This window comes from Bremerella cremea (assembly GCF_003335505.1).
GTDB classification, from domain to species: Bacteria; Planctomycetota; Planctomycetia; order Pirellulales; family Pirellulaceae; genus Bremerella; species Bremerella cremea_A.
In genome coordinates, this window is sequence record NZ_QPEX01000030.1 from 220,180 (window position 1) to 232,275 (window position 12,096).

The window sequence follows — 12,096 nt, forward strand, 5'->3', positions numbered from 1 at the left end:
CGCTAGAGCCCGACTCGTTCCAGAACCATCACCGCCCAGCCAGGCGTGCGATTGGTGCCTCGGCGACCTTCGACAACCAGTTTTTCGATGGCCACGTTCCAATGTTCGTTGGTTATTGGGTCGAGGTAGTCCGGTAGGCGGAGTGAGGTTTTCTCGGCGTCGATTTTTGCCAGCATGTCTCGGTCGATACGCGTGCTTCTTCGCTGGCCAGAAAGCGATTCAAACGCGGGATGATGGAGAATCAACCCGCGCTGGGAGACATCGTCGATTGTATCGGGACGCAGGTCAATCAGGACGACCATTTGATTGCCGTCGATATCGGTATCGAGAATACCGAAGTCCCCTAGTTCGACCGACATACCCAGTACGCCGATCACCTTTTGTTGAGCTCCGTTGCCTGAGTAGATGGGGACCGTGAAAGCGACTTTAAGGGTATCGCTTGTATCGCTGGAATAGGTTGCCGAAAGATTGGCTTGGTGAATCGGAGCGACTTTGGCCGCATCGGATTCGGATAAGTCGTGTCCCTGACCATGGAAGTAATCACGAAACGCATACGAGTTGCCGATGGTGTTGCTCATGGGGGTGCGGGCGACTTGCTGTCCGGAAATGTCTAGCAGGAACAAGCTGCTGACATCTAAGGCATTTTCTTCCTGCAATTGGATGAACTGCTGGTTTAGCCATGCTTGAGCAGGTTCCCAGCGGGCTAAGTCTGCGGGGGCTTCGTTAATGCTGGCCATGGCCTGCTTAATCTCGGCGTCGCGGACGGCAGCTTCTAAGATTCGCCAGCGTAAGTCGATTTGGCCGGCGATCGTTTTCGCAGCGAACTTGGCGGACGTTTGCAGGCTTTGCTGCTTAGCCTGTTCCGCGATCAGACGGGCATCATGTTCGCTTTGTGCCATGTACCCTAGCCATGCTGCGGAGCCGGTAATGATAGCCATCAAGATAGCGGCACTAGCCACAAGCGTACCAACCAACGAGCGGTGGCGTCTCGACCAGCGCGCGATTCGACGCGTCGCGGGCTCAACGTAAGCTTGCACTGGTTCGTCAGCTAGATAGCTTTCGATATCGTTGGCTAGATCAAGCGCGGTGGTGTAGCGACGATTCGGCTCAAGGGCCATCGCTTTTAGGCAAATGGCTTCAATGGCCTTCGAGAGCCCCCGTTGCCGCTGCGTAGGAGGAGGAAAGTCGCCGGTTAAGATCTGCTGACGAATTTGGGGAAAGCTGTTCCCGTTGAAGGGTGCCACCCCGGTTAAAATCTTGTAGAGTGTTCCCCCCAAGCTGTAAATGTCTGTCGCCGGACTAAGGAGCACTGCTTTTTCGGCGACCTCGGGGCTCATGTAGGCTGGTGTGCCGGCACCGTGATCTGAGCCTTGGCTGGAATCGCTGTCGCTGGGCATCAAGGTTTCTTCGCCGGACTGGCGAAATGGTTCGTCGCGGCCAAACGGTTGCGCCAAGCCCCAGTCGACCACCAGCGTTTCGCCATATTTGCCCAGCATGATGTTCGATGGCTTGATGTCGCGGTGAATAATTCCGCGATTGTGGGCATAGGCGATTGTTTTGCAAACGGTGACAAACTGGCCAAGTAGCTTTCGCAGATGAGCCTGATTGATGTTGTGGCTCCCCTGGCTGTGCAAGCGAGCGATTGCTTCGTCGAGCGTTTCCCCTTGGATGTAACGCATGACATAAAAGATGCGGCCGTCGTAGCTTTCGCCCAGTCCATATACGGGGACGACTCCTGGGTGATCGAGACGGCTGGTTACTTCCGCTTCACGACGAAAGACATTGCGATGTTCTTCGCTATCGCTGATATGTCGGTGAATGAACTTGAGAACGACCTCGCGATGCAGCATGTCGTCTTGCGCGCGATAGACCGCACCAAGTCCTCCTTGGGCCAGCCAACGCAACTCGCCAAACCTAGCCGAGGTAAAGCACTCCGGTTCGTCGCTCGGCAGGTTGTTGAGGGTGCGGACTTGGGTCGTTTCTTCCGAGTTTTGGAGCCGCTGGTTCATGGCCTTGAGGGCTTTGATCTGTCTTTCCAGATCTTCTCGCAACTCTGGGGCATGGACGCACAGCGAGGCCGCGTCGAGGTCTTCGCCTCGTTCGGCGGCTTCCTCCCATTGCTCCAAAAGCTGTGCTAAGCGGCTTTGTGAGGCCTCGTTCATGATTTACGTCTTTCCTTGATCCGCATCTTCTGGTCCCAGCAGAACATCGTGCAGCATTAAACGAGCCGATCGCCAGCGGCGGCGGACGGTGCGTACACTTGTTTGCAGGACATCAGCCGCTTGGTCTTGGGAAAGATCGTGATACCACAGCAAGTCAAAAACCTCTTTCTCTTCGGTGGGAAGTTGCTCGACCCGGCTATGAAACTCTTGCCATTCGGCCAGATGACCAGGGTCGTTTGTAACTTCGGCGTGTTCATAGCCTTGAGGCTGGTTGGCGTTTTGCTCGTCAACAAATTGCGTCTGGTGGTTGGCGCCCATTCCTTGAGGCCCCTGATAGCGGCGCGCCATATCGACCAATTCGCGGCGAATTTGCAACGCAGCCAAGCGAAAGTAGTGGCGAGCATCGGTAAGTTGGGTCTCACGCAGTGCTTGATAAAAGCGGAGCGACGCGTTTTGAAAGACATCGTCGGTTTGTTCCCAACGGGCAACATTGGGAAAGGTCTTGAGCATACTACGCGTGAGCCGGACCAATCGTTCGCACGTGATGTTTAAGAGATCGGACGCGGCAGTCGGATCTCCCTTGTTGAGCCGGTCGATATGGGAATCGATCGTTTTTCCTGGATCATCGTCTTCGGCCATTTGCTTAGGTTCCTAAGCTAGGAACTCTCCCCCTATTTGTATTGCCTTGTCAGTCTAATGAGCCAACCGCCATCTCGCAATGAATAACCCGCTGTGGGTGGGGCTGCGATAGGCAACTTCCTCTTCCTGTTTGCCTAGCTTTTTCGGTCGAATCATTCGAGGGATTATCGGGGGCCCAGCGAAAAATAAAAAAAAGCGACATGAATCGGTTCATGCCGCTTTCCCTCCCCCGATGTGTTTTGGTGCCGTATTTAGAGGCGTCGGACCGAAACTCGCCCTGCTTTGACGTATTGCTTGTTGAGCCCCAAGATCTTGAACTTGGGTTTGTAGCGATCTGCTGCCGAGTAGCTGCCAAACTGCTTGGAGTGGGTTGGCTCGCCGATGCCGTTATACTTCCAGATCTTCCAGTGCTGCCGGCGGTAAGAGTCCGCGATGCGGTCAGCGTCTCGCTGCGAGTTGGCCAGCGACGACCAGACCACGCCACCGCTCAGCGGATGGTAAAGCGTGACGCGATAGCGGTGATGGGGAACCGGATGCGGTTTCGGCTTAGGAGGGCACCAGCCGGGGACATCGATCTGAATGGGGCCAACTTGGAAATCCTTGGCACTGACTTGGCTTGTAATGGCGGCAAAGGCCACGGCGACCAACAGAAGGGAAGTGATTCGTTTCATAGGACTGGCTCCGAGAACTTAAGTAGGATGGTGGTGGCCGTTGTTGTGTGGCCGGTGAGTGTCTTGCTTGTTAAGCACAGCGAATGCCAGCAGAAATAGCGGCCAAGAAATCAGCAGTTTTTTCTAAAGTGGCCGAAAGCCCGATTTTACAGTGTATTTTGGCTAGACTTACTCTTATCTTTGTTTGCCGAAAGTGACGCAGGAGGGTACCATGAGAGTGGCCAGAAACACCGTAGTTTGACTGCGGAATATGCCCCGTCTCACCTGACTCCATGTTTCCCACCTCTTGTTTGTTCTCCCTCACGTACGCGAGGAATCCCCCAATATGCGAATTGGCCTGATTGCCATTCTACTGATGTCCCTTGCTGCGGCATCTTGGCCCCGTTCCGCTTGGGCGGCTGATGAAGCGATTGATTTCAATCGTGATGTTCGTCCAATTTTGGCTGCGAAGTGTTTTGCCTGTCATGGGCCTGACGAGGAACATCGGGAAGCCGGCTTGCGACTAGACGACCGGGAAGCGGCGATCGATCATGGCGCGATCGTACCGGAAGCGGTTGACCAGAGCGGCTTGGTCGATCGGATTATGTCCGATGATGCTGACTTGGTTATGCCGCCTCCCAGTGCAAACGACACGCTCAGCGAAGAACAGAAGCAGGTCTTAAAACGCTGGATTGAACGAGGGGCCAAGTATGCCAAGCACTGGGCGTTTGTATCGCCTGTGATGCCAGCGATTCCATCTGTTCATGACACCGCATGGCCGCACAATGAAATAGACAACTTTGTTCTAGCTAAGTTAGAACGCGAGAAGCTGATGCCCTCTCCGTCGGCCGATCGTTATACGTTGGTGCGACGCGTTTATCTTGATTTGATTGGCTTGCCCCCCACACCGGAAGAAGCAGATGCTTTTGTGAACAGCACCGACCCGGCCGCCTACGAAAAGCTGGTCGACAAGTTGTTGGCTTCACCTCGCTATGGCGAACGCTGGGGACGAGAGTGGCTTGACCTGGCCCGTTACTCCGACACCAACGGCTACGAGAAAGATCGTGAACGCTCGATTTGGCCTTATCGCGATTGGGTGATCCAAGCAATCAACGCTGATATGCCGTTCGACCAGTTCACGATCGAACAGATTGCGGGGGACATGCTGCCCGAGGCGACTACCAGTCAGCGGATAGCAACGGGGTTTCATCGCAACACCATGCTAAATGAAGAAGGGGGCATCGATCCGCTGGAGTACCGCTACTATGCAATGGTGGATCGTGTAGCCACCACCGGAACCGTTTGGCTGGGCATGACGACTGGATGTGCGCAGTGCCATACGCACAAGTATGACCCGATCACGCATACCGACTACTTCGCGCTGATGGGCTTGTTGAATAACGCCGACGAGCCAGACTTGGTCATTAAAGCCGAGGAACAGCTGAAACGTACAGAGGAGATTCAAAACGATATCCGTTTGCTGGAAGATACGTTGATCTACGAGTTTCCGCCACGGGAAGGGGAGGGCTCGGAAGAGGAGCGTCGGGCTGAGAATTTCAAGCAACACTTCCAGGCTTGGCTAGACAAGGGAAAAACGGAAGCGGTCTCCTGGCAGTCGTTGGAGGCGACCGAGTTGAAGACGAATCTGCCGCTGTTACAGCAGTTGCCTGACCTCTCGATTTTTTCGACCGGGGATATAACCAAGCGAGACGTGTTTCAGCTATCGTTTGCCTTACCTGATCCGGCAAAGCCGATTACTGCGATTCGACTGGAAGTGCTACCGGACGATCGCTTGCCAGCAGGTGGTCCCGGTAGGGCTTATTACGAAGGACGCAAGGGTGACTTCTTTCTTAGTGAGCTGTCAGCCCAAATCGATGGCAAGCCAGTTACGCTGCAAGATGCCTCGCACGACTACGGTAAGATTGCGGTCGGCAGCGGATCGGCGGATGCGGCCAATGTGTTGGATGGCGAAGGTTCCACCGGCTGGTCGACTGCCGCAGGAGAAGGAAAGCCGCATCATTTGGTGGTGAACCTTGCCGAGCCAATCGCTGGCGGAAAGCAACTGCAGATAGAGATGCTGTTCGAACGGCACTTCGCGGCCAGTTTGGGGCGGTTTCGGATTTCCGTTGCCCATGCCAGCCAGCCTGTGGCAGCAAAGCAAATGCCGCTCGATGTCGAGGCCATCCTTTCCCGAAACGAGGAAACTTGGACGGAGGTCGAGAAAGCTCGGTTGAAGAGTCAATTCATTCAAGAGTCTCCTGAATTGGCCGAGGCTCGGAAGATGATTCAGGCTCTCAAACAGCAATTGCCTGACTATCCCATCACGATGGTCATGGAGGAACGCCCGGCAGAAAATCCACGCGTTACGCACTTGCATCATCGGGGTGAGTATCTGAGCCCTAAACAGGAAGTTGAGCCGAACATCCCTGCATTCTTACGCGCTGACGAAACGCCAGGACCGACGAACCGGCTGGAGTTTGCCCAATGGTTGGTTAGCCGGCAGAACCCTTTGGTCGCTCGGGTTACCGTGAATCGGGCTTGGCAGTCAATATTCGGCAAGGGCTTAGTGGAATCGAGTGGCGACTTCGGGACGCAGTCCGAGCCCCCTTTGCATCCTGAACTGCTCGACTACTTGGCTTGTAAGTTTATGGAAGATGGCTGGTCGCGGAAGAAGCTACATCGAGCGATCGTTACCAGTGCAACCTACCAGCAAAGTTCGGTCACGACAGCGAAACTCCAACAGCGTGACCCGGCAAACCGATTACTCGCTCGAGGGCCTCGCTTCCGTGTCGATGCCGAGTTGGTGCGCGATACGATGCTTAAAGCAAGTGGGCTGCTGTCGGATAAAATGTACGGCCCTGGCGTTTATCCTCCTCAGCCAGAAAGCGTAACAGCTTTGGCTTATGGCAATGTGCCTTGGAAGCCATCGGCGGGCGAGGACCGATATCGTCGTTCGATTTATACGTTTAGTAAACGGACGGCCCCGTTTGCCTCTTACACGGTGTTCGATGCACCCACCGGCGAAGTTTGCACAGCCGGACGCGACCGAAGCAATACGCCTTTGCAAGCATTAACGCTGTTAAACGATGAAATGTACTTGGAATTAGCTCAGCATTTGGCACAGGCTGCGGTAACGCCTAAGGCAACCGAAGAAGAGATCGTGACGGCGATCTTTCGCCGGTTGCTAACGCGGCCCCCAGAGCCTGGTGAATTAGAAGCATTGCTGGCCTACTATCATTCGCAACTCGAACGGATTGAGAGCGGCGAGATCGAAGCTACTCAAGTAGCCGGAAGCGAGCAGGCCTCGCCGCAGCAAGCGGCCTGGACGATGGTAGCCCGTGTCCTGATGAACGTCGACGAAGCAATTGCCAAACCTTAGGACGGAATAAATACCGATGAGTTTAAATTCTCTGCAGCTTCAAACTCGACGTCACTTCTTTCGTAATTGCGGCGTCGGCATTGGCAAAATCGCGTTGGCCTCGCTCTTGGCTCAATCGGCCACGCCTGGCGGGGTTTTGGCGTCGGAAGCTGCCAGCCCGTTCGCGCCCAAAAGCGGCCACTTTCCTGCCACAGCCAAACGCGTGATCTATCTGTTCATGGCCGGCGCGCCGAGTCAATTGGATATGTTCGATTACAAGCCTAAGCTTGCTGAACTTGCCGGAAAACCGATTCCACCTTCGGTGATTCAAGGGCAGCGGTATGCCTTTATTCAGCCAGATGCTGCCGTACTGGGCCCGCAGTTCAAGTTTGCCAAGCAAGGACAATCAGGGGCGGAAATCTCAGAGGTGATGCCACACTTGGCCAAAGTCGTGGACGACATCGCCGTAGTACGTTCGGTTCACACCGACCTATTTAATCATTCGCCTGCGCAGTTGTTTTGCAATACCGGCAACGGCGTCCCTGGGCGACCAAGCATGGGTGCTTGGCTGAGCTATGGCATTGGGAGCGAAGCACAAGATTTGCCTTCGTTTGTGGTGCTCAAAAGTGGCGGTAGTTTGAGTGGTGGAGCCGCGATGTGGAACGCCGGTTTTTTGCCTTCGGTTCATCAAGGGGTACCGTTCCGTAGCCAAGGAGACCCGATCCTGCATGTCTCGAACCCGGCTGGTTACGACAAACGAGCCCAGCGTGAGTCGATCGATATGATTCGTCAACTGAACCAACGCCAATTAAACGCGGTGGGTGATCCAGAAATCCAAACGCGGATGGATGCGTACGAAATGGCGTTTCGGATGCAGACACGTGCCCCTGAATTGATGGACTTCTCGCAAGAGTCGGCTGAGACGCTGGACTTGTACGGTGCCAATCTGAGCGATCCCGGTCAGGCTTTTGCCAACAACTGCCTACTCGCTCGACGTTTGGCAGAACGAGGGGTCCGTTTTATCCAAGTCTATCATGCCGGTTGGGATCATCACAGCAACGTCAAGGGAGGCGTCCAGGGGCAATGCAAGCAAACCGATCAGGCCTGTGCGGCACTGATACAAGACTTGAAACGACGCGGTTTGTTGGAAGACACGTTAGTCGTATGGGGAGGAGAATTCGGCCGTACGCCGATGGTCGAAGCGAGCGCCGCCCTGGGACGCAGCCAGGGTCGTGATCACCATCCGCAAGCGTTCACTATGTGGTTTGCCGGAGGAGGGATCAAGCCGGGGATCACCTTGGGGCAAACCGATGAGCTTGGTTTTCACCCAGTTGAACAACCGGTTCATGTGCATGATGTGCAAGCGACTATTTTGCGCTGCTTAGGTATCGATCACGAGCAGCTAACGTTCCGCTTTCGCGGTCTTAACTTCCGCTTGACCGGCGTGGAGGAGCATCACCCGGTTGAAGCTTTGTTGGCCTAGCCTGCCGTTTAACATGCTCTGTTCGACCATCGAATCGATTGCCATCTTATCAGCATCTTGGGCATATCGAATATGGATGTGCCAGCCGGCTCCAAGCGGATTACGAAACGGGTGAATCAGACCTGCTACGTAGGGATCTGTACCTTAGTCGATAAATAATCCTTGTCTATTGCGAATCCGCCTCTCTACAATAGCGGGTGCGCGGGACAGAGGATGTCGATCGAAGAAGGAGCCGGTTTTGCCAGAGTTTCGTCGTACGGGAGGAAAGCGATCCTTATTGCCTTGTCTTGCCCGAACATCTAGTTGGGCAATTGTCGTTGCGGGAATTCTTGGGACTGCGTTTCCTGTGTTGGCGGCAACCTTGGCAGAAACCCGCGAGTTGTATCGCACCGGTCAGTACGCCCAGTGCGCAGAGCTCGCAGGGCAAGAGATTGAAAAGGGTTCGTTCTCGCTGGAGTGGCGTTTTCTGAAGCTCGATAGCGAGATGGCCCTCGGGCGTTATGCAGAAGCGGCGGCGACCTTGGAAGAGGCCAAGAAGATTTCCTCGTCCAATATGAGGCTCTTGTGGCTTGAGCGAGACGTGCTTCGTTTCAACGGAGAGTCAGCTAAAGCGGATGAAGTTCTGGCTGAAATTGGAGCCCGAATCGAGCGTTCAAGCAGTACCTATCGTGACCTCGACACGATGATTGTTATCGGCAAGTTTTTTCTGGAAATCGGTGCCGATCCGAAACAGATTCGTGTCGATATTTACAAGCAGTTACAGAAGCGAGCCCCGAGCTATGTGGGGGCTTATCTTGCTTCAGCAGAGTTAGCCCTGGCCAAAAACGACTATGCTTTAGCGGCAGAAGACTATCAAAAGGCCCTGCAAGTCGACGAGGACAATCCCGATGTCTTGTATGGTCTGGCTCGCTCGTTTGAATCGAGCGATACCGAAAAGGCCGATAGCTATTTGCAGCAAGCATTGAAGGTTAACCCAAATCATGTTGCCAGTCTTTTACTGGTTGCTGAGAACCATCTGCTTGCCGAAAGCTACGACAAAACCAAGCAAGTGTTAGAGCAGATTCTGAAGGTTAACCCAGCCGAGCCTCGGGCATGGGCGATCGAATCGGTCTTGGCGCATTTGGCCAACGACGCAGAGCGGGAAAGTTATTGCCGTGCTCAAGCATTGAAACATTGGTCCGACAATCCTGAAGTCGATTATCTAATCGGCAAGTACCTTGCACAGAAGTATCGTTTTGTGGAAGCGGCGGCGGCCCAGCGTCGAGCGTTGGCTTTTGATGGCGACTATTTACCGGCCAAGATGGAGTTAGCGAACGATCTATTGCGGATCGGCGAAGATGAAACAGGCTGGCAATTAGCGGCAGAGGTCTTCGATCAAGACAACTACAATGTCGTCGCCCATAACTTGTCGACGCTTCATCAGCACATGCAGAAATTTCGCACCTTGCGGAGTGATGGTTTTGTGGTGCGGATGGATGCGCATGAAGCCGAAATTTACGGGCCACGCGTGTTGCAGTTGTTACGAGAAGCGAAGCAGGTACTTTGTGAAAAGTACGATGTGCAGTTGGAGGAGACGATTGCCGTCGAGATTTTTCCCAAGCAGCAAGACTTTGCGATTCGCACGTTTGGTTTACCAGGCGGGGCTGGCTTTCTCGGAGTTTGTTTCGGCAATGTCATCACCATGAACTCGCCCGCTTCCCAAGGCGAGAATCCTGCGAACTGGGAAGCTGTCTTGTGGCACGAGTTTTGTCACGTGGTTACGTTGACTAAAACCCGCAACAAGATGCCTCGTTGGCTCAGTGAAGGGATTTCGGTTTATGAGGAAGGTTTGAAGAATCCGGCCTGGGGACAATCGATGTCGCCCGCTTACCGCCAGATGATTTTAGGAGATGACCTCACCCCGGTGAGCCAACTAAGTAGTGCTTTTCGTCGCCCTCCGAGTTCCCAGCATTTGCTGTTTGCCTATTACGAATCGGCGCTGGCAGTCGAGTTTCTGGTCGACCAATTTGGTATCGACGCCCTGCGAGCCATTCTGGTCGATCTCGGTAAGGGTTTGCAAATCAACGACGCCCTGGCAAGGCATGCGGCTCCCTTGGATGGGCTGGACGCGGCTTTCGAGCAGTATATTCGTGAAAGAGCAGAAGCCTTCGCCGCAGAGGCTAGTTTCGCTGCCGACGAACTTCCCCCGTTTACGAAGTCGGCTGATTGGAAAGCTTGGATCGAGGAGCACCCCGACAATTTTCTGGCTCTGCAGCAGTATGCGTTGGCCCTACTGCGGGAAGAGCAGTGGCAAGCAGCCCAGCAGCCGGTTGAAAAGCTGCTGAAGTTTGCCCCCAATTATGCAGGCGAAGGGAATGCTTGGCAGATGAAGGCAAAAATTCATCACGAATTGGGCGAAACCGAACAAGAGGTCGAGGTGTTACAACAGTTAGCCGAACTTCGTTCCGATGCGTTGGAGGTCTATCGTCGCCTAGCCGAGTTGCATGCAGAGCAGGAAGATTGGCAGGCGGTGGTTGTCGATGCAAAGCGGATCTTGGCTGTCAATCCTTTAACGCCAGAGCCTCATCAATGGTTTGCCCGAGCTGGCGAGCAAATCGGAGATCGGGACGTCGCGATCGAAGGCCTGCAAACGCTTACTCAGATGGATCCTTACGATCCGGCGGATATTCATTATCGAGTGGCATTATTGCTGAAAGAAGCCGAGCAACCAGAGCAGGCCCGGCGGCATGTGTTGTTGGCGTTGGAAGAAGCACCTCGTTATCGCGATGCGCATAAGTTGTTGCTTTCGCTTGTAGAAATAGAGGAAAGCCCACCTCCAGAGACAAGCTCGCCTAAGGCAACCCCCGCAGGTTCCCAACCTACGGAAAAATCGGACACTCCCCTGGAAGCCCCCGCTACTTCACCGCTTTCGGACGAAGCTAAATGACTTTGAAATCGATTCCAGCACGGCTATTGCTTTTGCTCGTATGCCTTTCGCTGGTCACCGGCATCGTCTTCGCCCAATTCGGCGAAGGTCGACGTATGCGTGATAATTTCGGGGGTGGCCGTGGTTACCGGAGTAGCCCAGAGCGAGGTGCACGCAACGACTGGGAGATTGACGAACGGTTTCAGCACGATGCGTTTCGTTTCGCCCGGGTGAAATACACGTCGTACGGCTGGCGAGATAAGTGGGCAGTCGATTTTCCGGAAAGCGATTTGAACTTGCCCCATCGCCTGCGCGAGTTGACGTCGATGGAAGTGCACCCGGAAAGCGTGATTGTGGAACTGACCGACGACAATTTGTCGGACTATCCTTTTCTCTACTTGGTCGAACCGGGCAACATGAATCTATCGGAAGGGGAAGTGCAAGGACTGCGGCGCTATCTTCTGAACGGTGGCTTTTTGATGGTTGACGATTTTTGGGGCGAGGAAGAGTGGTTTACCTTTTACCAAAACATTAAACGAGTTTTTCCCGACCGCGAACCGCAAGAGCTGCCGCTAGAGCACGACATCTTCCATTTAGTGTACGACCTGCCTGAGAAGCCGATGATTGTCAGTATTGGCACATGGATGCGAGGTAACACCACCGAACGTTTCGATGCCCAAGAACCCCATTACAAAGGGATCTTCGACGACAAGGGACGAATGATGGTCGTCATTTGCCACAACACGGATCTCGGGGATGGCTGGGAAGAAGAAGGTGTCGATCCGGCTTACTTCAAACAATATTCCGAACGTTTTGCTTATCCATTGGGGATCAATATTATCACCTATGCAATGACCCACTGATTCTGCTGCCTAAGCTCATCTTCCATTCGTATTTGC

At 54.1% G+C, this 12,096-nt stretch carries 7 protein-coding genes; 4 read left to right on the forward strand and 3 right to left on the reverse strand.

Annotated features, from left to right (window positions below; genetic code table 11):
- Positions 1 to 2: 2 nt before the first annotated feature.
- The 3 genes from DTL42_RS15800 to DTL42_RS15810 all read right to left on the reverse strand — a co-directional run bounded on the left by DTL42_RS15800 (position 3) and on the right by DTL42_RS15810 (position 3,472).
- Positions 3 to 2,162, reverse strand: a complete 2,160-nt coding sequence (locus DTL42_RS15800) for a serine/threonine protein kinase (protein ID WP_114369688.1) — start codon at positions 2,160 to 2,162, stop codon at positions 3 to 5.
- A 3-nt stretch (positions 2,163 to 2,165) separates the two neighbouring features.
- Entirely contained in the window at positions 2,166 to 2,801 is a 636-nt protein-coding gene (locus DTL42_RS15805) for an RNA polymerase sigma factor (RefSeq protein WP_114369689.1), read from the reverse strand.
- A 251-nt stretch (positions 2,802 to 3,052) separates the two neighbouring features.
- Positions 3,053 to 3,472: a hypothetical protein gene (locus DTL42_RS15810; RefSeq protein WP_114369690.1), complete on the reverse strand. Its 420-nt coding sequence runs from the start codon at positions 3,470 to 3,472 to the stop codon at positions 3,053 to 3,055.
- 325 nt (positions 3,473 to 3,797) lie between these two features.
- On the opposite strand from DTL42_RS15810, the gene DTL42_RS15815 reads away from it, so the two are divergent.
- From DTL42_RS15815 to DTL42_RS15830, 4 genes are all read left to right on the forward strand, one after another.
- Entirely contained in the window at positions 3,798 to 6,830 is a 3,033-nt protein-coding gene (locus tag DTL42_RS15815; RefSeq protein WP_114369691.1) for a PSD1 and planctomycete cytochrome C domain-containing protein, read from the forward strand.
- 16 nt (positions 6,831 to 6,846) lie between these two features.
- Positions 6,847 to 8,292, forward strand: a complete 1,446-nt coding sequence (locus tag DTL42_RS15820; RefSeq protein WP_114369692.1) for a DUF1501 domain-containing protein — start codon at positions 6,847 to 6,849, stop codon at positions 8,290 to 8,292.
- Between the two features lie 346 nt (positions 8,293 to 8,638).
- Entirely contained in the window at positions 8,639 to 11,218 is a 2,580-nt protein-coding gene (locus DTL42_RS15825) for a tetratricopeptide repeat protein (RefSeq protein ID WP_147274300.1), read from the forward strand.
- Positions 11,215 to 12,060 carry a DUF4159 domain-containing protein gene (locus tag DTL42_RS15830; protein WP_114369694.1) on the forward strand — a complete coding sequence of 282 codons (846 nt, stop codon included), beginning with the start codon at positions 11,215 to 11,217 and terminating at the stop codon, positions 12,058 to 12,060. The genes DTL42_RS15825 and DTL42_RS15830 overlap by 4 nt, the downstream gene beginning before the upstream one ends.
- Positions 12,061 to 12,096: the final 36 nt, after the last annotated feature.

What these genes read in the sequence shown, in the direction of transcription:
- DTL42_RS15820 (WP_114369692.1), top strand. Translation starts at nt 6,847, where the DNA reads ATGAGTTTAAATTCTCTGCAGCTTCAAACTCGACGTCACTTCTTTCGT.
- DTL42_RS15815 (WP_114369691.1), top strand. Translation starts at nt 3,798, where the DNA reads ATGCGAATTGGCCTGATTGCCATTCTACTGATGTCCCTTGCTGCGGCA.
- DTL42_RS15805 (WP_114369689.1), bottom strand. Translation starts at nt 2,801, where the DNA reads ATGGCCGAAGACGATGATCCAGGAAAAACGATCGATTCCCATATCGAC.
- DTL42_RS15810 (WP_114369690.1), bottom strand. Translation starts at nt 3,472, where the DNA reads ATGAAACGAATCACTTCCCTTCTGTTGGTCGCCGTGGCCTTTGCCGCC.
- DTL42_RS15830 (WP_114369694.1), top strand. Translation starts at nt 11,215, where the DNA reads ATGACTTTGAAATCGATTCCAGCACGGCTATTGCTTTTGCTCGTATGC.
- DTL42_RS15800 (WP_114369688.1), bottom strand. Translation starts at nt 2,162, where the DNA reads ATGAACGAGGCCTCACAAAGCCGCTTAGCACAGCTTTTGGAGCAATGG.